The following is a 23249-nucleotide window of genomic DNA, read 5'->3' as shown; positions in this document are numbered from 1 at the left end:
GACCGAACTGCGGTGCTGCTCGCGGTCAGTAGCCCCGTACGTCGGGCCAGTGGCGCTGGACGCCCGCCCGGTCGAGGACGCGGGTGAACTCCTCCAGCCGCTTGTCCTCCTCCTGCACCTGGTGCGGGCGTACACCCTCGTCCAGGCAGTGCGCGGCGAGCGCGCCGGCGGCCTCGCCGATGTTCCACTCGACGGGGTGGAGGCGGTAGCAGCCATTCGTGATGTGGGTGGTGCCGATGTTCTTGCCTGCGGGGAGCAGGTTGCGCACCCGGCGCGGCACCAGGGCGCCGAGGGGGATCTCGAAGGGGACGGAGCCGATGTCGATGTAGTTGTCACCGCCGGTGGAGGGGTGCAGGTCGATGCGGTAGCCGCCGACGCCGACGGAGTCGCGGTGCCGGGTGCCCCCGTACGGGCCGACGAGGTCGATGGCCACGTCGTGCTCGGTGACGGTGGTGACGGCCTTGATGCGGCGGGACTCGCGTACGTACGGGGCCTTGGCGAGGCCGTCGGCGGTTCCGGTGACGTCGGGGCGCAGCCGCAGGCCGGGGAAGCCGGTGCCGCCGTCGGTACGGGGGGCTTCGGTCTGGAGCCAGTACAGGACGGAGAGCGAGAGCTGGCGGGCCTCGGCGACGGCGGCCCGGCTCGTCTCCTCGCCCGCGCCGATGAGGGGCTTGAGCCAGTAGTCGTTGAGCGGCCAGTTGACGAGGGTGATGTCGGAGTCGAACGCGCCCGGGCGGTGCAGCTTGCGGGCGAGGATGCGGCGGAAGCCCCACAGCTCCTTGTCGCCCGCGTCGGCGCTCTGGTCGGCGTTGACGGCGAGGGGGTCGATGTCCGGGTTGGGTTCGAAGGTGCGGGTGACGGCGGCCAGGGAGCGGGGGTCGGGTGCGGTGAAGCCGAGGAGCGGTCCGGGCCAGAAGTCCGGGCGGTAGGAGCGCCAGAAGGCGTAGTCGTCGGGGCGGTCGACGGTGTGGTTCTCGCCCTGGTGGTGGGAGAGGGCGAAGCAGACGGTGATGCCCTGCTGGTTGAGCGGGTCGGCGGTCTCGGGGGCGTGCGGCTCGTCGTACTCGGAGCGGGCCTCGGCGCCCGACGCGTGCTCCACACCGGCCAGTTCCAGCAGTTCGCCGGTCTCGGTGGCGTCGATGACGTAGGGGGCGGCGACGGTGTGCCGGTCACCGTCGCGGATGTCCTCGACGGTGACGGCGCGGACCAGGTCGGCGTCGGTGTCGGCGGCCACGGGCCGGGTGTGGGTCAGTACGGTGAGGCGGCCCGCGGCGATGTGCGGGGCGAGCATCGACTCCAGCACGGCGAGGGCGACGCGCGGTTCGTGGCAGAGCTTGCTGACCCGGCCCGCACCGGGGTTGAGGAGCGGCAGGTCCAGGGCTTCGGCGCGCAGCGGGTACCACTGCCGGTAGTGGGCGCGGATCGACTCGCGCAGCGCCCGGTAGGTGTCCGTGACGCCGAACTGTTCGACCCAGGGGTGCTCGTCCGGCGGGACGGCCTGCGAGGTGAGCTGGCCGCCGATCCAGTCGGTCTCCTCGGTGAGGACGACGGCACGGCCGGCCCGGCAGGCGGCGAGCGCGGCGGCGACGCCGCCCGTACCACCGCCCACGATGAGGACGTCGGTCTCGGTGGGGGTGCCGATGGGGGTGGGCATACGGCGTTGACTCCTTGCGGTGGGTGTACGGGGGGTGTGGGGCGGTACGGGGATGGGGCGCGGCGGCCGGTGGACCTCAGCGCGCCCGGTCGGGCGGCGGCGGGCCCGCCGTGCTCCCGGCGCGGAAGCCGCAGGCCACAAGGGGTTCGGTGTGCTCGTGGCCGGAGAGCTGGGCGGTGAGCATGCGGACCGCGGCGGCGCCCAGTTCGGCCCGGGGGATGTCGAAGCCGGTCGGCGGGAGGGCGGCGGCCAGGTCGGCGGGCGGCGAGCCGAGCAGGGCCAGCGACAGGTGGTCGGGCGCGGTGAGCCCGGCGGCGGCGACGGCCGTGTGCAGGGCCCGCCAGGCGGCCCCGGTGTCGGTCTCCTCGGCGACGAACGCGGTGACGCCCTCGGCCAGTCGGTCGCGCACCCATGCCGGGGTGATGTCGTGCGCGGGGTGCGCGGTGCGTACGACGGTTGCGGAGTCGTCGGCGGCGCCCGGGCCGGTGCACGCGGCGAGCGCGGTACGGAAGCCGTGCTCGCGGTCGGTGGAGGCGGGGGCGTCGTCGTCCTCGCGGACCAGGACGATCCGCCGGTGGCCGAGGTCCGCGAGGTGGCGGACGACCTCGGCGCTGGCGGAGACGTAGTCGGCGCCGACCCAGGCGAGCCCTTCCAGCTCGTCGCGGCGGCCGATGTGCACGGCCGGGTAGCCGTCCGCGACGAGCCTGCGCAGCTGGTCGTCCGGGACGTGGCGGCCGAGGAAGAGGCAGCCGTCCGCGAGCCGCACCCGGTTCAGCGCGCCGGGGCCCCCGGCATGGGCGCCGCCCGGGCTGGACCCGGTGAAGAGGACCAGGTCGTAGCCCTGGGCGGCGGCCTCCTGCTCCACGCCGACGAGGATCGGGTAGTACGAGTGCTCCACGGCGGTCGGGAAGGTGGCGGTGAAGCTGAAGACGCCCAGGAGGTTGTTCCGGGCGGCGGCGAGGCGGCGGGCGGCCGGGTCGGGGACGTAACCGAGCTCGCGGGCGGCGGCCAGCACCCTGGCCCGGGTGTCCTCGTGCAGCACGATGCCCTGCTTGTTGCCGCCGAGCACCAGCGACACCGTCGTCTGCGACACGCCCGCGAGCCGGGCCACCTCGGCCTGGCGCGGCCGGCCGCGCCGCTGCCGGGTAGGTCCGCTTTCCGCCATGCCCACTCCCTCGACTAATGCGCATTAGTCACGGGGCCGCCAAAATTTCCTGCGGCGCTAATGCGGATTAGCCAGCACTTTGCCGCTGGGCGAAGGGAGGGGTCAAGAGGGGGTGAACGACTAATAAACGACTAATATTCGGCGCTCTCTACAGCTCGTCCCCGAACGCTTCCGCGAGCTCCCGCCACTGGGCCCGGGGCAGTCCGGCGCCGCCCTCCTCCGCGGTGAGCACCTGGAGCGCCACGTGGTCGGCGCCCGCGTCGAGGTACTCCCGGGTCCGGGACTTCACGTGCTCGGCGTCGCCCAGTGCGAAGAGGGCGTCGAGGAGGCGGACGCTGCCGCCGTCCTCGAAGTCGCTCTCCGCGAACCCCAGCCGCAGCAGGTTGGCGGTGTAGTTGGGGAGCTGGAGGTACATCGCCAGCATGTTCCGCGCGGTGGTGCGGGCCCGGTCGAGGTCGGTGTCGAGGACGGCCGTCAGCTCGGGGGCGAGCAGGGCGTCGGGGCCGAGCGCCTCGCGGGCCTCCGCCGTGTGCTCGGTGGTGACGAGGTAGGGGTGTGCGCCCAGCGCCCGGTCGGCGGCGAGCTTCAGCATCTTCGGGCCGAGCGCGGCCAGGACCCGCTCGCCGGGCTCCACGGACGGGTGCGCCGCGTCGAGGGCGTCGAGGTAGGCCACCATCGCGCTGTACGGCTTCGCGTACTGCGGCACCATCGGGCCGTGGCTGACGCCCAGACCGAGGACGAAGCGCCCGCGTGCGGCCTCCTCGATGACGGAGATCCGGGCGGCGACCTCCTCGGCGGTGTGGCTCCAGATGTTCAGGATGCCGGTGGCCACCGTCACCGTACGCGTCGCGTCGACGAGGGCAGCGGCGTCGTCCGGCGAGGGGCTGCCGCCGATCCAGAGGGTGCCGTACCCCAGCTCTTCGAGTTCGGCGACCGCCTCCGCGATCGCCTTCCTGCCCGCGTCGTCCGTCCGCGACCCGTGCAGGGCGCCGCTCCAGATGCCGACCCGTCCGAATGCCTCGTGCGTCAAGGAAGTCATGGTGTGATCAACCGTCACCCGTGCCTGGTATTCCCGGCGGGGCGGCCCGCTCACCCGTACGGCGCAGTGTGGGGTGAGCGGGCCGCGGACGGGGTCAGCCGGTGGTCGCGGTCCCGGGGCGCTCCACGCCGATCACCTTGCGGTAGACGCGGGCGCCGTCGCCGTAGTCGTCCACGGCGTAGTGCCAGGTCGCCTGGTTGTCCCAGAGCACGAAGTCGCCGGGGTTCCAGCCGAAGCGGATGGTGTAGTCCGGCGAGGAGGCGTGCCGGAGCAGATGGTCGAGGAGCACCTTGCTCTCCTGCGGCGTGACGCCGGTGAGGTGGAGGGCCGAGCTGCTGATGAACAGCCCCTTCCGCCCGGTGAGGGGGTGTTCGAGGACGACGGGGTGCTCCACGGTCTCCGCGACGGCGGTCCGCTTCTTCCCCTGGGCGTAGTTCTGCGGGTCGGCGTCATAGGCGGCGCTCACCGAGGCGAGCAGGGTCTTGAAGGGCTCCGACAGATCGTCGTACGCGGCCTGGAGATCGGCCCACAGGGTGTGCCCGCCGAGCTCGGGGACCTCCTCGTAGGTGAGCGACTCGATGGCGAAGACGGGGCTGCGCCACAGCCCGCCGATGTGCCACTGGCTCGCCTTCCCCGTCTGCTGGACGTTGTACGGGTAGACCAGCGGGTTGGCGGTGTCCTTGACGGCGGTGGGGTGGTCGAAGGGCTCCGCGAAGATGCGTACGGCCTCGACGTGCTGATCGGGGGTCAGGTGCTGGTTCCGGAACACCAGCACCTTGTGGTCCTCGAAGGCCTGGCGCAGCTGGTCGGCGGTCTTCTCGTCGACGGCTTGGGTGAGGTCGATGCCGATCACCTCGGCGCCGATCCTGGGTCCGACACGGCGTATCTCGTGCGTGGTGACGGTGGTCATGCCCATCTGCTCCCTGTGCTCGCGGCTGTTGTCGTACGGGGACGGAGGCGGGCCCGTCGACAGAGGGAGGCGGACGTGCGCACCAGGTCCACGTGCAGTCGGCGGTGGAGCGCGGGGAGGGTCACCCGTCCACGGTAGGCGGGCTCCCCCGGCCCGGGACAGGCGAACGGCGTTGCACTCGCGTGAACAAATCGCCGGCCGCCGGCCTCCGCCCGGCCGGGCGCGCCCCCGGACCGCCGACCGGTGATTGAAAAGGAAAATAGCTCTCCGCCGGAATCCGCCAGGGTCTGCCAGTGCTCGCCACCTCATCGCCCCCGGCCAATCTCCACCGCCTGGCCGGCCCCCGCGCGGGAGTGGCCGGGGAGTGGCCGCCCGGCCCGTGAATGATCACCCGGCGACCCATATTGTCACCCCGCAGGAACACCCTTTCGAGGGACACCGAAAGGCCCTTTCCCGGGGATAGGATCGCCAGCGACCCCACCGCCCATGAACTTTCACGGGTGCATGAAACCGGGGTGCCGACCGAGCGCGCTCGCGACACGACCCTGTCGCTCTCGCTCACATTCCAGCAGGTCAGGACCGAAAGGGCAGGTGAATCGTATGTACAGCAACGGTGTTCCGGCAGACTCGATCACGAACGTCACGTGGGTGAAGGCCACGGCGAGCGACGGCATCGGCGGGAACTGCGTGGAAATTGCACGTCTGGAGGAAGGCCACGTCGCCCTTCGCAACTCCCGGGACACCAGCGGCCCCGCGCTGGTGTACAACTCGGCGGAATGGAAGGCGTTTCTGGCGGGTGCCAAGAGTGGCGAGTTCGACGGCATGACTGTCTGAAAAAGAGATAGCCGTCCGCCACCTCGCCATCGTTGACTCTTCGCTCTGAAATACTGGCCGCCGGGCCGGTGAGGGGCGAGGAGCGAGGATGCCCGATCGAGATGTGAGAGCTTTTCCGGACGCTGGTGGCGAGCCGGGCAGGCCGCCGGCCGTCGCAGCTGACCTCCTGGGGAGGCATCTGCGACGGCTGCGCGAGGAGGCCGGGCTGCGTCAGACCGACGTGGTGGCGGCCAAGGTGATCGGCTCGGCGTCGATGCTCAGCAAGTACGAGGGCGCCAAGGTGCCGGTCCATGAAGAACAGGTCCGGGCGCTGGTCGAGTTCTACACCGACGGCGACCCGGGAAACCTCCAAGCCTGCCTGGACATGGCGAAGGAGGCGAGCGTCAAGGAGTGGTGGGCCGAGTACCGGGACGTCGTGCCCGGTCACAGCGACCGGCTGTTCAGCCAGGAGCGGGCGGCTCGCGAGATCCGCACGTTCGAGACCCACCACGTTCCGGGCCTGCTCCAGACGCCCGACTACGCCCTGGCGATCATGACGGAGGCGGCCGCCGACTCCGAGGGCACGCTCCACGAGCCAGACATCGCGCGGGTCCGCCGCCGCATGGCTGTCCGCCTACAGCGCCAGATGTTCCTCTTCCTGCCTGGTGCGCCCGACTTCTACGCCGTACTCGACGAGAACGTCCTGCGGCGGACCAAGGGCAGCACGACGGTCATGCGCGGGCAGCTGCGCCAGCTGTACAGCCTCGCGGAGAACAACCGGCGCATCCACATCAGGGTCCTGCCGTTCGACGCACTCGCCGCCCTGGCCCCCGCGCACAACTCGGTCACCCTGCTCACGATGGAGCCGGGGCAGGGCAGCGATGTGGTCTACATCGAGTCCAGCAATGTGGGCGGGTCCTATCTGAGCGACCAGGACAGCATCGACCAGCACCGCCAGCGGCTGACCACGCTGTTCATGGGGGCCGCCGGCAAGGATGCGACGCTGGAGATCATCCAGTCCCATATCGACCGGCTCGTCGGGCAGCGCTAGGGCCTGTCGTCAAACTGCCGTCGTCGCCCGAAGGGCGGCCGCGCGGCGTCTGGTGCGTGCGATCGCAAGGCGCCGGAATGGCCTCGTAGCGGAGCTACTTGGCCATTCCGGCAACGCCGCGAGCGGGCGTGCCAGGCGTCGCGCGGCAGACGGCAGTTTGACGACAGGCCCTAGGGGTGTCCGGCCATGATCCGTCGGACACCCTCAGAGGGGTGCCGGACGACGAGCGCGACCTGATCGACGGGCCACCGCTCAGCGGACCCGGGCCACACCCCCGTACTCGACCCACTCCTGGGTCTCCTGGCGGGGCCCGATCTCACTGTCCGGCCGCCAGAGCGACACCTCGCACGGTGCGTCGCCCTCCACCAGGTCCAGCCCTTCGAAGAAGCGGTTCACTTCGGCCAGGGACCTGACCTCGCCCCAGTTTCCGCCCGTCGCGGCATGCATGAACTGGGTGATGTCGCTGCGCAGTTGCTCGTCGTCGCTCGCCAGTTGGGAGACGACCAGGTAACTGCCCGACGGCAGTCGGCGCGCCACGTCCCGCACCAGCGCCCAGGGGTCGTCCTTCTCGGGCACGCAGTGCAGGACCGAGACGAAGAGAGCCGCGACGGGCTGGCCGAAGTCGATGAGCCGTCTCACCTCGTCGCTCTCGAACACGGCGTCGGTCCGGCGCATGTCCTCGAGTATCACCGCGGTGGTCGCCGTGTCCTCTTCGAGCATCATGCGCCCGTGGCCCAGGACGATGGGATCGTTGTCCACGTACACCACGCGTGCGTCGGGGTGGACTTCCTGGACGACCTGGTGGACATTCGGCTGGGTGGGCAGGCCCGAGCCGTGGTCGATGAACTGCTTGATGCCGCATTCCGCGGCCAGATAGCGAGCCGCGCGGAGCAGAAAGGCGCGGTTGATCAGGGCCAGTTCACGTGTACTGGGAGCGATCCGCAGGAGTTCCGCACACGCTTCCCGGTCCGATGGGTAATTGTCGCGCCCACCGATCAAGTAGTCGTACATCCTCGCTACGCTGGGCGTGCCGAAATCAGGTTGGATGACATTTCTCCCCGTAGCCTTTCCGCGCCGCAGCGCCCCGCGCGGCGTCGGATTCCATTTCCGAGCAGGGCTCCATGCTAGGAGCCCCCCTCCGCCGTGGCCAGCGGCTTCACCGCCTGGGGGGGATGCGGGCCCTTCGAGAACACTACTTTCGGTCACGGATATCGGCGCCCCGACAAGCCCGGAATCAAGCTGCCGACCGTTCGGTTATGTCAAACGCATATGCCCGACTCTAGAACTCTTCTCGTCGCATAGCGCAGCATTCCGTTCAGCTCCAGCCGGCCCACCCCCATGAGTTCCGCCGTCTCCGGCAGCGTGAGACCCAGGCGGTAGCGCAGCACCACGGCGTCGCCGTGGAGGCGGGGCATCAAGCGGTAGACCGAGCCGCCCGGGCGGGACCGGGCCCTGGCGCTGCCGCGCACGCTGAGCAGATCCCAGGAGACCGCCGCCGGCGAGGGACTGCGCAGTGCCTTCTCCCAGACGGCCGCGAGGTCCCCCAGCGCCTCCTGTGCCAGCTCCGTGCCGGTGTCCCGGCAGCCGGTACAGACCGTGGCGAAGCGCGTGTAGGCGGTCATTCGCCGGGTGCAGAAGGCCATGAAAGCTGCGGGCATCCGTAGCTCCAGCACGTTGTCCGTGACGGCCGTCGCGGACGGGAGAGCGCAGGAGGGCGGCTCGGGGCAGCCGGACGCGGAGGCGCTGCGCGCGGGCTGGGCGCGCCGGGCGCGTATCGCTCCCGCCGTTTCACTCCTCTGTTGCACCGTCGCCGTCCTCACCGGAGGAGAGGAACGCGGGGGTGCCGGGTGCGGAGCGGCGGACCTGCTCCCACAATGGCCGAAACCGTTCCGCACTTCCGCCCAGGCTCTCGACCAGCTCCCGGGTCCGGTCCCAGTCCGACAGGACCTCGGGCAGACCCGGGCCGTCCACGGACATCCGCTTCCCGCTGTCGGATCCGGCCGGGGGCAGGGCCGACACGAACCGCAGGCCTCTGAGGGCGGCATGGGCCCGGTACACCGCGGCGGCGTGCGATGCGGGGCGTCGCGGCCGCTGTCCGCGGGCCCACTCCCACAGCCAGCGCGCGTCATCGGGTGAGCCCCTCATCGCGGTGACGAGCATGAAGGTGGCCGGCCAGCCCGGCACGGAGTCGCCGCAGATCACCGCCGCCACCCGCTCGGGCCGCGTCTGTGTCAGGTCGGCGACCTCGTCCACGGTGAGCCCGCTCAACCAGAGCAGATTCCGCAGCAACAGCCCGAACAGGCGCCGGCCTTCCGGCGCCCCCGACCGCCCGGGGCCGGTGACCCCCGTTCCGGCACGGGGGCGTTCGGCTTCCGTGCCGACTAGGTCACGCAGGCGCTGCGCGCGTCGCCGGCAGGCGACCTGGCAGTAGGTGCGGGGCCGGCCCGTGGCGTTCCGCTGACGGAACCGGCGCCGGCACCCCTCGAACGCGCAGACACTGAACACAGGGCGGCCCGCGCTCCGCCCTTCCACCCGCTCCATCGCCCTCGCCCCTCGCCCGCACTCCGGGGTACACCGAGCGCACCCGGCGAAGCCCCATTCCCGTCTGTCCGCACCGCAACGTAGCCAGCGGGGGAATCCGGTGCCACTGCGAGGAAAGCCTGTGAAAGCGGAATGATCTTGTTCTGTTGAGGTCGGAGCCGCACCCTTCGCCGGAGCCGCTGAGCGGCCTCTCCGATCACACTGCGACCATTCCTGAGCGAAAAGCGGAAGGAAAGCGAAAGGAAGAGGATCTGCGTTGGGAGCGGCTTCCTTCAACCTGGGCGCGGCACTCACTCGTACGAGTGAAGGAGATGCTTCATCTTTCCGCTTGTCGTGCAAGTGCAGGATGGAAGCCGGTACTTGACCACGGGCCCACCGGCCCGGCACACCTCACTCCAGCCGCCGGATGTCACCCCGCACCCGGTAGAAACCGCCGGCGGCCGCGTGCAGGGCGTCCACCACGTACCGCGCGCCGGGCTGCCGTATCGCACGGGGGAACTGGACGTTCCAGGAGGTGTCGTAGCCCCCGGACACCACGTGCACGCGGAGGCGGCCGCCGGTGTCCTGGACGCACTCGACGACGACCGATCCGGCGGGGGCGTGGGTCACGGTGGTGACCGCCGCGGCGGCGGTGGCGGGTGCGTAGGTCGGCAGTGCGGCGGCCAGCTTCACATCGCGGGGAGCGGGCACCGTGCCCTGCTGGGCCGCCGAGATGGCCGCCTCGCTCGCGTCCACGCAGACCAGCGAACCGTCGGTCGTCACGAGGTACAGCCGCCCCTCGCGGTACTGCATCGACAGCGCCGACCCGCCGCCCGTACCGAGCTTCCACAGGCGGGTGCCGTCCTGGTCGAAGCAGTACACGGACGAGGAGGCGTCGCCCGCGAAGACGAACCGTCCGCCGGGCGAGGTGGCGCACGAGTAGACCGCGCTGTCGCAGGCGTACGTGGCCTCGATCGCGCCGGTCGCCTTCGCCAGCCGCTGGACCGCCCGGTGCGCCGTCCCCGCGTACACCGCTTCGTCCTCCTGCCAGCCGAACAGGACGCCGCCGCGGGTGGCCGTGTGCCACAACTCGCCGCCGCCGTCCGGGGCGTAGGCGGTGACGCCCCGGTGGTGGCCGTGGTAGACCGCCCGGTCGTCGGCGCGGACCATCCAGGCGTGCTCGCCCTGGCTGCGGCGCGCCCACTGGTGCTCGTCCTCGTGGTCGATGACGGTCAGCCGGCCGTCGCGGTCCGAGACGTTCAGCAGGCCCTCGTGGATGTCCAGCCAGAAGATGTCGACGTCCGCCGCGATGTCGTACGCCGCGAACGGCAGCTTGGAGGAGAGGTCGTAGACCCGGCCGTCGTCGCAGCCCGCGTAGATCCAGAAGTCGTCGGCGACCAGGCACTTCACACCGTCGGGGAGGCTGAAGCGGGCGAGGACGCCGCCCTCGTGGTCCAGGGTGTAGACATCGCCCGCCTGGTTGCCCACCCAGCACTGCTCGTCGTCGACGTGGATACCGAAGGCCGAGGAGCCGGTGCGGAAACGCCAGAGCACGGGGGCGACGGCGCGCGCGGTGGAGGGCGCCGAGGTCACCTGGCGGCGGGTCACCGACCGGGGTGCGCGCTGCCCGGGGACGGCCGGGGCGTAGCCCTTGCGGACCTTCTCCCCCACCTTCTTCGCCGCCGCGGCCTGCGCCTTGGCGAGCGTGGCGAACGTGGAGGTCTGGGTCTGCCCGGCGGCACCGATCCGTCCGTAGCGCACCGTCACGACCAGGCCGTCGACGGTCACCTCGTAGAACTTGTGCGCACCGGCGCCCTCCTGTGACAGCTCCAGATACGTCGTCGTCGGCACGGTGGACGCGGTGGACATGGCAGACCCCTCCCCAGGGCGGACCCGCGGCTGTTCCGGCGGATCTCACTGACCACACCGTAGGAGAAGGCACTGACAACGCGCCTTCGCCGCCGCCCCGTGGGGACGGCGGCGAAGGCCGTGCGGGTTTGCGGGCTCCACGCCCGGCGGGCTACCAGTAGTGGCGCCTTCCGCCCACCGCGCGGCCCGTCGCTCCCAGGACCCAGAGCACCAGACCGATGGCCACCAGGATGATGCCGATGGTCCAGAGGATGGAAATGCCGGCGATCAGGCCGATCACCAGAAGAATGACACCGAGGACAATCATGGAGCCCTCCAAACAATGCCGACTACCTTCGAGTATGCGCCTCATAAAGGTTTTCCGTCGGCTGAAGGTTTTCCGTCGGCCGGCTTCGCGTGGGCCCACCGGATGCGGGTACCAGAGAACCCAAGCCGTATCCGAGGGAAAGCAAGGTGGTCGTGCATGTCCTCCTCCATCGTCGAGACCGTCGACATCCAGGCGCCGGTCGCCGTCACCTGGGCGCTGTGGAGCGATGTCACCCAGTGGCCGAAGTTCCTGAGCCATGTGCAGCGGGTCGATCCGCTGGACGAGCGGCGTTTCGCCTGGCAGCTGTCGCTGCCCGGGGCGGACAAGGGGTTCGTCGCGGAGCTGACGGAGGTCGTGCCGGAGGACCGGATCGCGTGGAAGACGACCGAGGGTGTCCATCATGCCGGGGTGGTCACCTTCCATCGGCTCGACGACCGTTCCAGCCGGGTCGCGCTCCAGATCGAATACGACCCCCAGGGATTCGTGGAACGCCTCGGCGCGCTCACCAACCTCGATTCGGTGCTCGCCAACTACGATCTCGGTGAATTCCAGAAACTGGCCGAGCTGACAGTGTCCGGCGGGGATCCCGAAACCCGCTGACCGCGCCGCCGCGGACCTCGATATCGGGCGCCCGGGCCCCTGTGCCGCACCCCACGCGCACTTCCAGGTGCAATCCGGCGCACAGCGGGTACGAGTCCCCCTGACCCGAGTTCATGCAGGCGCTCCCCTCCTGCCTGCACGAACCGCCGAGGCCCCACCGGTTCACCGACCGGTGGGGCCTCGGCTCTGTTCGCGGCCGGATCAGCTGGGCGTCTTCCAACGGCGGCCCTTCGCCGCCGCGACCAGGGCGGGCACCGTGCCGAGCTTGACGCGCGGCCGGCCGTGCTCGCGGCCTCGGGCCGTCTCCGCCCGGTCGATGGCGGCCAGCCCCCGGGCGTCGACGACGTTCCGGCCGCGGCCGCGCGCGAGGCGGCGGAACGCCGTGGCCGGGTGGGCCGGGGAGGGCAGGGCGCCCGCCACGGCGTCGGCCAGCAGCGTTCCGACGGTCTCGGCCGCGCAGGTCCGGTTGGCGCCGATGCCGCCCGAGGGGCCGCGTTTGATCCAGCCGACGACGTACGTCCCCGCCATGCCGCTCACCCTGCCGCCCTCGTGCGGTACGGTCCCCGACGCCTCGTCGAAGGGCAGCCCCGGCACGGCCACGCCCCGGTAGCCGATCGCCCGCAGCAGCAGGCCCGCCGGGATGTCCTGCTCGCCCGGCCCCTCCGTCACGCGCACGGCCGTGACACCGTCCTCCCCGAGCGCCGCGACCGGGGCCGAGTGGAAGCGGAAGACGATGCGGCGGCCCGGTGCGGGCGGCTGCGACCAGTCCACCGCCCGGCGCTCCACGTCCCGCAGGAGGGCCGCCTTCGTGCCCGGGGCCGCCGCGTCGATCGCGGCGCCGGTCCTGGGGTCGTGGTCGTCGACGACCAGGCCGACACCCGGCAGGTGCTTCAGGGCGAGCAGCTCGGAGGCGGTGCAGGCCGCATCCTCGGGACCGCGCCGCCCCAGCAGCACCACCTCACGGACCCGGGACGCCCGCAGCGCCGCGAGCGCGTGGTCGGCGATGTCGGTGGCGGCCAGCGCCTCCGGGTCCGTGACGAGGATGCGCGCGACATCGAGGGCGACGTTGCCGTTGCCGACGACGACCACGCGCTCCGCCGCCAGGGACACGGACTCGGGCGCCACCTCCGGGTGGGCGTTGTACCAGGAGACGAACGAGGTGGCCGAGGCGCTGCCCGGCAGCTCCTCCCCCGGGATGCCGAGCCTGCGGTCGGTGGAGGCGCCGACCGCGTAGACCACCGCGTCGTGGTGGGCGGCCAGCTCCTGGGCGGTGATGTCCTTGCCGACCTCGACGCCCAGGTGCATCCGTACCCGGGGGTGGGAGTGGAACCGGGCGAAGGTCTCGCCGACCTTCTTCGTCGCGGGGTGGTCGGGCGCCACGCCGTAGCGGACGAGGCCGCCCGCCACCGGGAGCCGGTCGACCAGGGTCACCTCGGCGTTGGTGTGCAGGAGCAGGTCCTCGGCCGCGTACATCCCGGCCGGTCCGGTGCCGACGACCGCCACCCTGATCGGGGCGAAGTCGGCGGGCAGGCCGCGCTCGAAGGTGGGCTCGCCCCAGGCGTGGAAGTTCGGCCCGGCGGGGGCGGGTTCGGGCTCCCGGTCCGCGAAGTAGGCCGCGTTGATGGCGGCGTACTCCTTCTGCGCCCCGAAGAGGCTGTCCACCGGGAAGATCGCGTCGACCGGGCAGGCGTCAGCGCAGGCCCCGCAGTCGATGCAGGTCTCCGGGTCGACGTAGAGCATCTCCGTGGACCCGAACGCCCGCTCCTCGGGGGTCGGGTGGATGCAGTTGACGGGGCAGACGGCGACGCAGGTGGCGTCGGAGCAGCAGGTCTGGGTGATGGCGTAGGTCATCTCGTCGTCTCGGGTCGTGGTGAGGGATCGGACCGGCCGCGGGGCCGTACCGCTGCCGCGGTCAGATCAGCGAGGCGCGCTTGTAGAAGAACAGCGCCGGCTTCGTCAGCAGCCGGGCCGAGGCCAGGAACTCCATCAGCCCCGAACAGCTGGACCGCATCAGCGACTTGTGGTGCTCGTTGGCCTTGGCCTCGGCCCGCGCCCGCCGGGAGTCCAGGCCCGCGTTGGCGTAGACGTCCCGGTTCACCATGCTGGTGACGATGTAGTACGAGGCGATCGCGACCACGATCGCGTTGAGCTGGCGGCGTACGGCGCCCGCGTCCCGCAGCCGTTTGCGGGTCTCGTCGCGGGCGAACTTCATGTGCCGCGACTCCTCCACGACATGGATGTTGTTGATGGTGCGGACGAAGGGCGCCACCCGCTCGTCGCGCATCCAGTCGCGCTGCATCACGTCGAGGACTTCCTCGGCCACGAGTATCGCCGCGTACGCGGCCTCGCCGAAGGCCAGGGTCTTGAAGGCGCGCCCCAGCTCAACCACGGGGCGGCGCGGCCGGTAGGCGGGGGCGCCCAGCTTCGCCGCGCCCCGGGCGAACATGATCGAGTGGCGGCACTCGTCGGCGACCTCGGTGAGCGCCCACTGGAACCGGGGGTCGGTGGGGTCCTTGGCGTACATGTCGCGGAGCACCATCTGCTGGAGGATCATCTCGAACCAGATGCCCGTGCTGGCGACGGAGGCCGCTTCCTGCCGGGTGAGCGCCTTGCGCTGGGCGTCGGTCAGCTCGTTCCAGTACGCGGTGTTGTAGAGCGTGGACCACTCGGGGCTCGCACCGTAGTGGTCCGGGTCGAGGGGGGTCTCCCAGTCCACCTGGGTGGCCGGGTCGTAGGAGAGTTTGGCGGCCGAGTCCAGCAGTCGCCGGGCGACGTCCTGCTCGGCGAGCCGGTCCTGGTCCTCCGGCCGAACGGTGCTGCTTGACATGGTGCGGCTCCTTGACTCGAGAGATCGGCCCGGCGCCGCCCGGCCCCTCTCCCATCGCGTTCCCGCCCGATGAGATCGATGGCCGCCGAGCGCCGCCCCGCTTGTTAGACGCTGCGTCTAGCAAGCTTATTAGACGCAAGGTATAGCAAGAGGGGAGTGCGGGCCTAGACCCGTGCGGAGAATCTGTACGAGCTCTCCACGACCCGGCCCGCCGGGGGCCTGAAGCGGGCAACGGAAACCGGCCCGCCTCGGTGGTGCCGAGGCGGGCCGGTCGGGTCCGACAGCGCTGAGCGGTCAAGGGCGCCCGCAGGAGGGGCTGTTACGGCGTCATGCGGGGACCGGGGCATCGGACTCGGGCCCGCCGGGGGCCGGTTCGGGGTCCGGCGCCCGGTCCTGCCGCTCCGACCCCTCCCCCGGGTCGCTGAGCTGCTCGCGCAGGTAGTTCCAGACCACGGCGATCAGCGCCGCCGCCGGTACCGCGAGCAGGCTGCCCACGACGCCGGCCAGGCTGCCGCCGAGCGTCACCGCCAGCAGGACCACCGCCGCGTGCAGGCCGAGTCCACGGCTCTGGATCATGGGCTGGAAGACGTTGCCCTCCAGTTGCTGCACCGCGATGATGATCGCCAGCACGATCAGCGCGTCCGTCAGACCGTTCGAGACCAGTGCGATGAGCACCGCGACGAAACCGGCGAAGACCGCGCCCACGATCGGCACGAACGCGGAGACGAACGTCAGCACCGCCAGCGGCAGCACCAGCGGCACATCCAGGATCCACAGGCCGATGCCGATGAAGACGGCGTCCAGCAGGCCGACGAACGCCTGGGACCGCACGAACGAACCCAGCGTGTTCCAGCAGCGCTCGGCCACGACGGGGACGTCGGCGGCGAGGCGGCCGGGCAGCTGGCGGGCGAGCCAGGGAAGGAAGCGCGGACCGTCCTTGAGGAAGAAGAACATCAGGAAGACGGCCAGAATGGCGGTGACCAGGCCGCTGAAGACGGTGCTCACCCCGGTGACCGCGGTGGTGACGACGCTGCCCGCACTGTTCTCGATGCGGTCGACGGCGGCGTCGAAAGCACCGGTGATCTGGGCGTCGCTGATGTTCAGCGGCGGCCCTGCGGCCCAGTCGCGCAGCCTCCCGATGCCTTCGACGACCCCGTCGGCGAGCTGGCCGGACTGGGAGGCCACCGGCACCGCGATCAGCGCGACGATGCCGCTGCCGACCAGCAGGAACAGCACGGTCACCAGCGCGGCCGCCGGTGCGGGCCGCCACCCCCGGTTGCGCAGGAAGCGGGCGATCGGCCAGGTCAGGGTGGTGAGGAGCAGACCCACTATGAGGGGCCACACCACCGACCACGTACGGCCCAGCAGCCACAGGACGACGGTGGCCATCAACAGGACCAGCAGCAGTTCGAGCGAGACGCGTGCCGATCTACGGAGCGCGGCGGCGCTCTTTTCGGAGCTCAACGTGGCAGACATGGGCTCACCTTATGAGTGCTCCGGCCACTCTCCCGCATTCCCGGCGCGACGGGCCGGGGGCGAGCCCGTGCGCCCGGCCCGGAACAGGTCCGAGGGGCAGCACCGTGCGGTGCTGCCCCTCGGACCCCCGGACCTGGCCTCAGCTCTGCGGGCGCTTGCCGTGGTTGGCGCCGTTCTTGCGGCGGGCCTTCTTCTTACGACGTCGCTTCGAGGACATCGAACCCTCCTCTTCCCTCTGCTCGGTTGGGCACACATGATCCGCCGGACCGTGGGGTCCGGTGGTGAGGAAGACTACTCCCCGCCCCTACCGTCACAAACTCGGGGCGCGGTCGCAAACCGCCGTCCCGCCGTTCGAGGTCACTTGAACAGGTTCTCGCCGAAGTCCTCCGCGCAGCGGTCCTCCTGGGCCTGGGTCTCGGCCCGGTCCACACAGTCCTGGAGGTCCTGGAACGACTCGGAGTTGAAGAGGGATATGCCGATGATGAGGACGACGACCGAGCCGATCAGGCCGAGTGCGCCGAGCACGGCACCGGCGATCGCCATGCCCTTGCGCGGGGCCTGGCCCCCACGGGCGCGGAGCGCCCCGAGGATGCCGAACACCAGGGCGAGCAGGCCGAGAAGGAGTCCCCCGACAACCGTCCAGAAGAAGAGGCAGGCGAGCAGACCCAGCACGAGAGCGGTGACCGCGAAGCCGTTGTTCCTGGTGGGTTCCGGAGCACCGTACTGGGCGCCGTACTGCCCTTGGTCCGCATTCGGCTGCTGTGGGTAACTGGGCATGGACATCGGATACGAACTCCTTTACCAAAAGTTGTCCTGTCCATATGCCCTACAAGACCGCCGGTATGCAAATCCGACCTATGCCCCACAAGCCCTAACTCTTGCCAGACCGCCGGAACTCCGCCGACAGATGGTGCCGCAGCGGCTGCCCCACCGCCGCGAGGTCGTGGACGAAGGTGAGGGTGTCCGCGCCGGTCAGGGTGTAGCGGCGGCGGGTGGCATCGACCCGCTTGGCGGTGGGCGTGAGAGCCACTTCGTGGGTGGCGAGGTCGACGGAGCCGTCGCCGGCCCGGCCGGCCGCGATCTCCGCGATGCCGGTGGGCTGGGTGATGAGCGCTTCCACCCGCCCTTCCGGCTGGAGCCGCCACCAGCCGCTCTCCCGGGCCGACGGACGCAGCGGCCGCCCCTCGGCGTCGACCACCCAGGCGCGCGACGCGTAGTGGAGGAAGGGGCGTCCGTCATGGCTGAAGGTGACCTCCTGCGCATAGGCGAACGCACCCTCGATCGTCGGATACTCGCCCCGCCCGCTCCCCGCCCAGGTGCCCAGCAGCCCGAGCACCGGCGCGAGGAGTGCGTGCGGTGCCGGTGCGTCGTCCGGCCGGAAGGCATCGGGGTACGGGTGGTGCGGGGCGGGCTGGGACATGGGGCGTGCTCCTGGGTCGCGGCCGGTTCTCGTGCCGGTGGCAGCCTAGGCGCATCGCCCCGCGTGGCGCGGACGGCTCAGGCCGGGTCGGTGGCCATGCTCTCCTTCAGGCTCCTGGGCCGCAGGTCGGTCCAGTTCCGCTCCACGTAGTCGAGGCAGGCCTGGCGGGTGTCCTCCGGGTGCGCCACGGTCCACCCGCCGGGCACCTCCGCGAAGGCGGGCCACAGGGAGTGCTGTCCCTCGTCGTTGACGAGCACCAGGTAGGTGCCGTTCTCGTCCTCGAACGGGTTGGTCACCGATCCTCCTCGACCTTAGGTAAGGCTGCCTTTACTTCGACGGCAGCGACTCTACCCGCATCGCCGCCGGTTGAGTCCTCGAACCCCGCAACTCCCCTGCGCATCAGGAGCATTGCCATACGCGACCGGGGCCCGGGCCTCAGAGCCCGAGATCGCTCAGGCGCGCCTCGTACCGGATGGTGAGGTCCTCCTCGTCGCCGACCGGGTCGTCCCAGAGGGCCACCAGCTCGGCGCGCACGGAGTCGGGCAGGGCCTCGTACCGCTCGTTCCAGCTGTCGGCGTCCGGGATCCAGTAGCCGACGACCTTGAACCGGGTGGCGGGCAGCCCCAGCTCCTTGCGGAGGTAACGGCGTACGGTACGCAGCGCGTTGGTCTCACCGGCGACCCAGATGTAGCCGCCGGCCATGTCCGTGCCGGGCGGGATCGCGGCGCTCACCAGCTCGGCCAGCCTGCTGGCCCCATGGCCGTTGCCGCCGTACGTCCAGGTCACCTTGGTGCCGGGCAGCGGCTGGACGGCCTCGGGACCGGGCAGTTCGACGACCACGCGGGTGGCGACCTCGTCCGGGGTGTTCTCCAGCAGACGGGCCACGGCGGGCAGTCCGGTCTGGTCGGCGATCAGCACCTGCCAGGCGAGGTCGTCCGGGGGGCTGTAGAGGCCGGTGGGGTCGTTGACGCCGATGACGTCCCCGGGCTGCGCCCCGGCCACCCAGGTCGACGCCACCCCGTGGTCGTGCAGCACGAAGTCGACGTCGATCTCCTGGCTCTCCGGGCGCACCGCCCGCACGGTGTACGTACGCATCGGGGCGACGGGCCGCCCCTCCGGGGTCTCCCACCCCTTCTCCGTGGTGAGGGGCAGGGACAGGTCGGTGCGGTCGGGGCCGTGCGGGAAGAAGAGGCGTATGTACTCGTCGCCGACCCCGGTGGACTCGAAGCCGGCGAGCCCCTCGCCGTGCAGCGTGACCCGGGTCATGGTCGCGGTGAGCGGCTGGACTCGGGCGACGACGGCTCGGTGGATCGTCATGGGCATGGCCCCTTCGTGCGCGGCGGTCGACCTGTTCGCGACGGCGACAGGACGCGGATACGCCCATCGGACACCGCCACGGGTGACGGATGCGCCACCGGGACGGGCTTCGGCGCGCGCGGAGGCGGCCGTCCGGCCCGGAGCACTCGCCCCAGGCGGCTCCGATCGACTTAGGTCAGCCTAACCTTCTCTGACCCCTTGTTCGATACCGCCTCGGGACTACGGTCCGATACCGGCCGGGTCGGCACGGCGGACTTCGCGGTCAAACCACCAGCACGGTCGTTCGTGCCAATGTCCTGGCTCCTGGAAGCCCATCGAGGAGCAACGGGTATGACTTTGGCCGAACGCGTCGCGAGCACCGCCCTCAACAGCGCTTCCCTCGTCTCGGGGCGGCTCGCGGCATCAGCCGCGCACGCCCTGTTCCACATGCCGCTCCCCCGGAGTGCGATGCGGGCCTCCGAACGCGAGCTGTTCGACCGGGCCCACACCGAACCGATCGAGGTGGACGGTGCGTCCGTGATGACCTGTCGGTGGGACGAAGGCACCCGGCCGGTCCTCCTGGCGCACGGCCGGCAGTCGCGCGGATCGCGTCTCTCCTCGTTCGTACCGGCCCTCCTCGACCGGGGCCGCAGCGTCATCACCTTCGACGCACCCGCCCATGGCGACTCCACCGGCCGGAGCACCACGGTCCTGGACTACCGGACCGCTATCACCGCGCTCCACCAGCGGTACGGCACGTTCAAGGCGGTGGTGGCGCACTCCCTGGGGGCGCTCGGATCGTTCTTCGCCCTCGAACACGGCGTGACCGTACCGAAGGTCGTGACCATCAGCGGGTCTGCGACTTCGACCTGCTGATCGACCTGTTCTCCTCCCCCCTCGGCCTCCGCGACCGCCTCAGGAGCCGGCTGCGGGAGGAGGCCGTCGCCAAGAGGGGCGGCCGCAGGGCGCGGCGGAATCCGCCCTCCCCCACTGACCTGCTGACCCCCGGCGTACTGACCGCACGGTCGTACGCCTAGTCGTTAGACCGGCTCCCTCTTCCCGCAGCACCGGGAACCCGACCGGCGAAAGCAGGCAGGGGCATGGCGGCGCCGCACACCGACGGGCGGATCGCGCGCGGGAACCAGACCCGCGAGCTGATCCTCCGGAGCACCGTGGACATCGCTTCCGTGGAGGGTCTGGACGGGCTTTCCCTGGGGCGGCTGGCGACCGAGCTGAAGCTCAGCAAGAGCGGTGTGTTCGCCCTCTTCGGCTCCAAGGAGGACCTGCAACTCGCCACCGTACGGGCGGCTGTCGCCCGCTACACCCAGCACGTGGTGCGGCCGGCCGAGGAACTTCCCCCGGGGATCGCCCGGCTGTGGCGCCCGTGCACCGCCTGGCTGGCGTACTCCCGGGACCGGGTCTTCCCGGGCGGCTGCTTCTTCTACGCGGTGTCGGCGGAGTACGACGCCCGCGAGGGCCAGGTGCACGATGTGCTGGCGACCGTCCGCGCCCGGTGGTCCGCCTACGTCGAGGAGACCGTACGGGGGGGGCACGGGCGGCCGGAGAGCTAGCGGAGGAGACGGACGTCCCGCAGCTCGCCTTCGAGATCGCCGCGCTGCTGGAGCTGGCCAACGCCGAATCCGTCCTGCACAACGAGTTCGGCAGCTACGACAAGGCAGCCAAGGGCATCCACCAGCGCCTGCGCTCGGCGGCCACGGACCCCGCGCTGCTGCCGGACCGGTAACCACCCGCGTCAGCAGATCCGGGGCAGTTGCTCACCGAGCGGCATGTCCACCACCCGGGTCCCGCCGAGGCCGGTGGCGGCCACGACCATGCCGGGGTGGTCCTCCACGCAGGTCCCGATCCGCACCGACTCCTTGCCGAGCGGGTGGGCGCGCATCGCCTCCAGGACGGCGTCGGCGTGCTCGGGCGGTACGAACGCGACGAGCTTGCCCTCGTTGGCGACGTACAGCGGGTCGAGGCCGAGGAACGAGCAGGCGTTGGCGACGGTGTCGGGCACGGGCAGGGACCGCTCGTCGAGGGTGATGCCCACACCGGCGGCTCCGGCGATCTCGTTGAGCGAGGTGGCCAGCCCGCCCCGGGTGGGGTCGCGCAGGACGTGGAGGTCCTGGCAGACGGCGAGCATGTCGGCGACCATCCCGGCCAGGGAGGCGGTGTCGCTCTGGATCTCGACGCCGAACTCCAGCCCCTCGCGCACGCTCATGATGGCCACCCCGTGCACCCCGATCTGGCCGCTGACCAGGACCGCATCGCCGGGGGCGGCCCGTTGCGGGCGGATGTCGACGCCGTCGGGGACCAGCCCGATCCCGGCGGTGTTGATGAAGATCCCGTCGCCGTGTCCGGCGTCGACGACCTTGGTGTCGCCGGTCGCCACGGTCACTCCGGCGGTACGCGCGGCGTCGCCGAGCGCCTGGGCGACCCGGCCGACGACGGAGAGTTCGATGCCTTCCTCCAGGATGAAGCCGCAGGAGAGGTAGGCGGGGACGGCACCGGCCATGGCGAGGTCGTTGACCGTCCCGTTGACGGCCAGGTCGCCGATGGACCCGCCGGGGAAGAAGAGCGGCCGGACGACGAAGGAGTCGGTGGAGAAGGCGAGCTGGGCGCCGCCCATCGTCAGGTGCGCGGAGTCGCCCAGTTCGGCGAGGACGTCGCTGCCGAAGGCGGGGGCGAAGAGGTGTTCCACCAGCTCGGCGGAGAGCGTTCCGCCGCCGCCGTGGCCCATGACGATGCGTTCGTGGTCGCGCAGGGGCGCGGGGCAGGTCCAGCCGGAGAAGTCGGCGGGTTCCGGAAGGGGGGCCGGGGCGATGTCAGCCAACGGAACTCGCCTCCTTCGCCGGGGCGTTCGCCGCCGGTGCTTCGAGCCGCCGGTACAGGTAGTACGCGGCGCACGCGCCCTCGCTGGAGACCATCGTGGCGCCCAGCGGGTTGCGCGGGGTGCACTCCTTGCCGAACGCGGCGCACTCGTGCGGCTTGATCAGGCCCTGGAGGACTTCGCCGCTGCGGCAGACCGTGGACTCCTCGGTCTCGATGCCGGTGACGGAGAAGCGGTACTCGGCGTCGTACTCCCGGTACTTGGGCGACAGCCGCCAGCCGCTCTGCGGGATCATCCCGATGCCGCGCCAGGAGCGGTCGGTGACCTCGAAGACATCGGCCAGCATCGCCTGGGCGGCCGGGCTGCCCTGTTCGTTGACGGCGCGCGGGTAGGCGTTCTCGACGGTGTGCTCGCCCGCCTCCAGCTGCCGTACCGCACGCCGGATGCCTTCGAGGATGTCCAGCGGTTCGAAGCCGGTGACCACGATGGGGACCTCGTGCTCGGCGGCGAGCGCCGGGTACTCCTTGGTGCCCATGACCGTGCAGACGTGGCCGGCGGCGAGGAAGGCCTGCACCTGGCAGTCCGGCGAGTTCATGATCGCGTCGATCGCCGGAGGCACCCGTACATGGGAGACCAGCAGGCTGAAGTTGGGGATGGAGAGCTTCTTCGCCTGGTAGACCGTCATCGCGTTGGGCGGGGCGGTGGTCTCGAAGCCGATACCGAAGAAGACGACCTGCTTCTCCGGGTTCTCCTGGGCGATGCGCAGGGCGTCCAGCGGCGAGTAGACCACGCGGACGTCCGCGCCCTCGCTCTTCACCTGGAAGAGATCGCGGCCGCTTCCCGGCACCCGGAGCATGTCGCCGAACGAACAGAAAATCACATCGGGACGGGAGGCTATCTCCAAGGCCTTGTCGATGATCTCCAGCGGGGTGACGCAGACCGGGCAGCCGGGGCCGTGGATCAGCCGGATCTCGTCGGGGAGCAGCTGGTCGATGCCGTGGCGGATGATCGAGTGCGTCTGCCCGCCGCAGACCTCCATCAGGGACCAGGGCTTGGTGGTGAGCGCCCGGATGTCGTCGAAGAGCCGCTTGGCGAGGACCGGGTCGCTGAACTCGTCGAGATACTTCATGACCGCCCCTCCTTTTCGGTGCTCTCTGCCGGGAGTTCCGTTCCGGCGGGGCGCTGGGCGCCCGCGTCCTTGGCCGCCTTGCCCCAGTGGTCGCCGAACTCCTCCTCCAGGACGCCGAGGTTCTCGAAGAGTTCCAGGGTCTGGCGCGCCGACTCCTCGTCGAGTCGTTGCAGGGCGAATCCGACGTGGACGATGGCGTAGTCCCCCACCTGCATGTCGGGGACGTACTCCAGGCAGACGTCCTTGACGACGCCGCCGAAGTCGACCTTGGCCATCCGGGTGGCGTCGCGTTCCTCGATCTCCAGCACTCGGCCGGGTACGGCCAGACACATGGCGCTCT

23 protein-coding genes and 1 pseudogene are annotated in these 23249 nt (G+C 71.0%); 5 read left to right on the top strand and 19 right to left on the bottom strand.

The window, feature by feature from the left end; translation table 11 throughout:
* Positions 1–25: 25 nt before the first annotated feature.
* The 4 genes from GTY67_RS33305 to GTY67_RS33290 all read right to left on the bottom strand — a co-directional run bounded on the left by GTY67_RS33305 (position 26) and on the right by GTY67_RS33290 (position 4768).
* Positions 26–1654 (bottom strand): FAD-dependent oxidoreductase, encoded by a 1629-nt coding sequence (locus tag GTY67_RS33305; RefSeq protein WP_161281503.1) that lies wholly within the window; start codon positions 1652–1654, stop codon positions 26–28.
* 76 nt (positions 1655–1730) lie between these two features.
* Entirely contained in the window at positions 1731–2819 is a 1089-nt protein-coding gene (locus tag GTY67_RS33300) for a LacI family DNA-binding transcriptional regulator (protein WP_202462428.1), read from the bottom strand.
* Positions 2820–2967: 148 nt separating this feature from the next.
* Positions 2968–3858: an LLM class F420-dependent oxidoreductase gene (locus GTY67_RS33295; RefSeq protein WP_161281502.1), complete on the bottom strand. Its 891-nt coding sequence runs from the start codon at positions 3856–3858 to the stop codon at positions 2968–2970.
* A gap of 94 nt (positions 3859–3952) precedes the next feature.
* Positions 3953–4768 carry a TauD/TfdA family dioxygenase gene (locus GTY67_RS33290; protein WP_161281501.1) on the bottom strand — a complete coding sequence of 272 codons (816 nt, stop codon included), beginning with the start codon at positions 4766–4768 and terminating at the stop codon, positions 3953–3955.
* Between the two features lie 600 nt (positions 4769–5368).
* On the opposite strand from GTY67_RS33290, the gene GTY67_RS33285 reads away from it, so the two are divergent.
* Together GTY67_RS33285 and GTY67_RS33280 are read left to right on the top strand one after the other, a co-directional pair.
* Positions 5369–5602 (top strand): DUF397 domain-containing protein, encoded by a 234-nt coding sequence (locus GTY67_RS33285; RefSeq protein WP_093687973.1) that lies wholly within the window; start codon positions 5369–5371, stop codon positions 5600–5602.
* Positions 5603–5690: 88 nt separating this feature from the next.
* Positions 5691–6632, top strand: a complete 942-nt coding sequence (locus tag GTY67_RS33280; RefSeq protein WP_161281500.1) for a DUF5753 domain-containing protein — start codon at positions 5691–5693, stop codon at positions 6630–6632.
* A 252-nt stretch (positions 6633–6884) separates the two neighbouring features.
* On the opposite strand, the gene GTY67_RS33275 is transcribed toward GTY67_RS33280, so the two are convergent.
* The 5 genes from GTY67_RS33275 to GTY67_RS34730 all read right to left on the bottom strand — a co-directional run bounded on the left by GTY67_RS33275 (position 6885) and on the right by GTY67_RS34730 (position 11328).
* Positions 6885–7679, bottom strand: a complete 795-nt coding sequence (locus GTY67_RS33275) for an SAM-dependent methyltransferase (RefSeq protein WP_256062194.1) — start codon at positions 7677–7679, stop codon at positions 6885–6887.
* A gap of 212 nt (positions 7680–7891) precedes the next feature.
* Positions 7892–8290, bottom strand: a complete 399-nt coding sequence (locus tag GTY67_RS33270) for a hypothetical protein (protein WP_237502970.1) — start codon at positions 8288–8290, stop codon at positions 7892–7894.
* A 130-nt stretch (positions 8291–8420) separates the two neighbouring features.
* Entirely contained in the window at positions 8421–8900 is a 480-nt protein-coding gene (locus tag GTY67_RS33265; protein ID WP_141712239.1) for a hypothetical protein, read from the bottom strand.
* Positions 8901–9563: 663 nt separating this feature from the next.
* On the bottom strand, positions 9564–11021 hold the full coding sequence (locus GTY67_RS33260; protein ID WP_161281499.1) for a WGR domain-containing protein: 1458 nt from the start codon (positions 11019–11021) through the stop codon (positions 9564–9566).
* 151 nt (positions 11022–11172) lie between these two features.
* Positions 11173–11328, bottom strand: a complete 156-nt coding sequence (locus GTY67_RS34730; protein WP_015613097.1) for a DUF6131 family protein — start codon at positions 11326–11328, stop codon at positions 11173–11175.
* A 156-nt stretch (positions 11329–11484) separates the two neighbouring features.
* Here GTY67_RS34730 and GTY67_RS33255 point away from each other — a divergent pair, with 156 nt between their 5' ends.
* A complete protein-coding gene (locus GTY67_RS33255) occupies positions 11485–11928 on the top strand; it encodes an SRPBCC family protein (RefSeq protein ID WP_093687961.1) in 444 nt (147 codons plus the stop codon).
* Positions 11929–12129: 201 nt separating this feature from the next.
* Here the strand turns inward: GTY67_RS33255 and GTY67_RS33250 are convergent, their stop codons facing one another.
* The 7 genes from GTY67_RS33250 to GTY67_RS33220 all read right to left on the bottom strand — a co-directional run bounded on the left by GTY67_RS33250 (position 12130) and on the right by GTY67_RS33220 (position 18968).
* Positions 12130–13779, bottom strand: coding sequence for an FAD-dependent oxidoreductase (locus GTY67_RS33250; RefSeq protein WP_161281498.1), 1650 nt, complete (start codon positions 13777–13779; stop codon positions 12130–12132).
* A 61-nt stretch (positions 13780–13840) separates the two neighbouring features.
* Positions 13841–14755 carry a diiron oxygenase gene (locus GTY67_RS33245; RefSeq protein WP_161281497.1) on the bottom strand — a complete coding sequence of 305 codons (915 nt, stop codon included), beginning with the start codon at positions 14753–14755 and terminating at the stop codon, positions 13841–13843.
* A 327-nt stretch (positions 14756–15082) separates the two neighbouring features.
* Entirely contained in the window at positions 15083–16231 is a 1149-nt protein-coding gene (locus GTY67_RS33240; protein WP_161281496.1) for an AI-2E family transporter, read from the bottom strand.
* Between the two features lie 357 nt (positions 16232–16588).
* Entirely contained in the window at positions 16589–17014 is a 426-nt protein-coding gene (locus GTY67_RS33235) for a DUF4190 domain-containing protein (protein WP_093687953.1), read from the bottom strand.
* An 88-nt stretch (positions 17015–17102) separates the two neighbouring features.
* Positions 17103–17651 carry an FABP family protein gene (locus GTY67_RS33230; RefSeq protein ID WP_161281495.1) on the bottom strand — a complete coding sequence of 183 codons (549 nt, stop codon included), beginning with the start codon at positions 17649–17651 and terminating at the stop codon, positions 17103–17105.
* 77 nt (positions 17652–17728) lie between these two features.
* On the bottom strand, positions 17729–17947 hold the full coding sequence (locus tag GTY67_RS33225) for an MbtH family protein (RefSeq protein WP_161281494.1): 219 nt from the start codon (positions 17945–17947) through the stop codon (positions 17729–17731).
* Positions 17948–18086: 139 nt separating this feature from the next.
* A complete protein-coding gene (locus tag GTY67_RS33220) occupies positions 18087–18968 on the bottom strand; it encodes a siderophore-interacting protein (protein WP_161281493.1) in 882 nt (293 codons plus the stop codon).
* Positions 18969–19298: 330 nt separating this feature from the next.
* On the opposite strand from GTY67_RS33220, the gene GTY67_RS33215 reads away from it, so the two are divergent.
* Together GTY67_RS33215 and GTY67_RS33210 are read left to right on the top strand one after the other, a co-directional pair.
* The gene (locus GTY67_RS33215; protein WP_161281492.1) at positions 19299–19823 is read left to right on the top strand and encodes an alpha/beta fold hydrolase; all 525 of its coding nucleotides are present in this window, start codon (positions 19299–19301) and stop codon (positions 19821–19823) included.
* A gap of 224 nt (positions 19824–20047) precedes the next feature.
* Positions 20048–20691 (top strand): annotated as a pseudogene (locus GTY67_RS33210) (TetR/AcrR family transcriptional regulator).
* A gap of 9 nt (positions 20692–20700) precedes the next feature.
* Here GTY67_RS33210 and hypE read toward each other — a convergent pair.
* From hypE to GTY67_RS33195, 3 genes are all read right to left on the bottom strand, one after another.
* On the bottom strand, positions 20701–21690 hold the full coding sequence (gene hypE / locus GTY67_RS33205; protein ID WP_237503060.1) for a hydrogenase expression/formation protein HypE: 990 nt from the start codon (positions 21688–21690) through the stop codon (positions 20701–20703).
* Positions 21691–21775: 85 nt separating this feature from the next.
* Positions 21776–22909: a hydrogenase formation protein HypD gene (gene hypD / locus GTY67_RS33200; protein WP_093687941.1), complete on the bottom strand. Its 1134-nt coding sequence runs from the start codon at positions 22907–22909 to the stop codon at positions 21776–21778.
* Entirely contained in the window at positions 22906–23241 is a 336-nt protein-coding gene (locus GTY67_RS33195; RefSeq protein WP_161281491.1) for a HypC/HybG/HupF family hydrogenase formation chaperone, read from the bottom strand. The genes hypD and GTY67_RS33195 overlap by 4 nt, the downstream gene beginning before the upstream one ends.
* Positions 23242–23249 lie beyond the last annotated feature (8 nt).

The sequence above is a fragment of the Streptomyces sp. SID8374 genome, from assembly GCF_009865135.1.
Taxonomy (GTDB): Bacteria; Actinomycetota; Actinomycetes; order Streptomycetales; family Streptomycetaceae; genus Streptomyces.
The sequence above is the reverse complement of the archived record's forward strand: the minus strand, read 5'-3'. Positions and strand labels throughout refer to the sequence as shown.

Excerpts from the sequence above, each read along its gene's own strand:
- GTY67_RS33305 (WP_161281503.1), bottom strand. The coding sequence starts at position 1,654 with ATGCCCACCCCCATCGGCACCCCCACCGAGACCGACGTCCTCATCGTG.
- GTY67_RS33300 (WP_202462428.1), bottom strand. The coding sequence starts at position 2,819 with ATGGCGGAAAGCGGACCTACCCGGCAGCGGCGCGGCCGGCCGCGCCAG.
- GTY67_RS33295 (WP_161281502.1), bottom strand. The coding sequence starts at position 3,858 with ATGACTTCCTTGACGCACGAGGCATTCGGACGGGTCGGCATCTGGAGC.
- GTY67_RS33290 (WP_161281501.1), bottom strand. The coding sequence starts at position 4,768 with ATGACCACCGTCACCACGCACGAGATACGCCGTGTCGGACCCAGGATC.
- GTY67_RS33285 (WP_093687973.1), top strand. The coding sequence starts at position 5,369 with ATGTACAGCAACGGTGTTCCGGCAGACTCGATCACGAACGTCACGTGG.
- GTY67_RS33280 (WP_161281500.1), top strand. The coding sequence starts at position 5,691 with ATGCCCGATCGAGATGTGAGAGCTTTTCCGGACGCTGGTGGCGAGCCG.
- GTY67_RS33270 (WP_237502970.1), bottom strand. The coding sequence starts at position 8,290 with ATGCCCGCAGCTTTCATGGCCTTCTGCACCCGGCGAATGACCGCCTAC.
- GTY67_RS33260 (WP_161281499.1), bottom strand. The coding sequence starts at position 11,021 with ATGTCCACCGCGTCCACCGTGCCGACGACGACGTATCTGGAGCTGTCA.
- GTY67_RS34730 (WP_015613097.1), bottom strand. The coding sequence starts at position 11,328 with ATGATTGTCCTCGGTGTCATTCTTCTGGTGATCGGCCTGATCGCCGGC.
- GTY67_RS33255 (WP_093687961.1), top strand. The coding sequence starts at position 11,485 with ATGTCCTCCTCCATCGTCGAGACCGTCGACATCCAGGCGCCGGTCGCC.
- GTY67_RS33250 (WP_161281498.1), bottom strand. The coding sequence starts at position 13,779 with ATGACCTACGCCATCACCCAGACCTGCTGCTCCGACGCCACCTGCGTC.
- GTY67_RS33245 (WP_161281497.1), bottom strand. The coding sequence starts at position 14,755 with ATGTCAAGCAGCACCGTTCGGCCGGAGGACCAGGACCGGCTCGCCGAG.
- GTY67_RS33240 (WP_161281496.1), bottom strand. The coding sequence starts at position 16,231 with ATGTCTGCCACGTTGAGCTCCGAAAAGAGCGCCGCCGCGCTCCGTAGA.
- GTY67_RS33235 (WP_093687953.1), bottom strand. The coding sequence starts at position 17,014 with ATGTCCATGCCCAGTTACCCACAGCAGCCGAATGCGGACCAAGGGCAG.
- GTY67_RS33230 (WP_161281495.1), bottom strand. The coding sequence starts at position 17,651 with ATGTCCCAGCCCGCCCCGCACCACCCGTACCCCGATGCCTTCCGGCCG.
- GTY67_RS33220 (WP_161281493.1), bottom strand. The coding sequence starts at position 18,968 with ATGACGATCCACCGAGCCGTCGTCGCCCGAGTCCAGCCGCTCACCGCG.
- GTY67_RS33215 (WP_161281492.1), top strand. The coding sequence starts at position 19,299 with ATGACTTTGGCCGAACGCGTCGCGAGCACCGCCCTCAACAGCGCTTCC.
- hypE (WP_237503060.1), bottom strand. The coding sequence starts at position 21,690 with ATGGGCCACGGCGGCGGCGGAACGCTCTCCGCCGAGCTGGTGGAACAC.
- hypD (WP_093687941.1), bottom strand. The coding sequence starts at position 22,909 with ATGAAGTATCTCGACGAGTTCAGCGACCCGGTCCTCGCCAAGCGGCTC.
- GTY67_RS33195 (WP_161281491.1), bottom strand. The coding sequence starts at position 23,241 with ATGTGTCTGGCCGTACCCGGCCGAGTGCTGGAGATCGAGGAACGCGAC.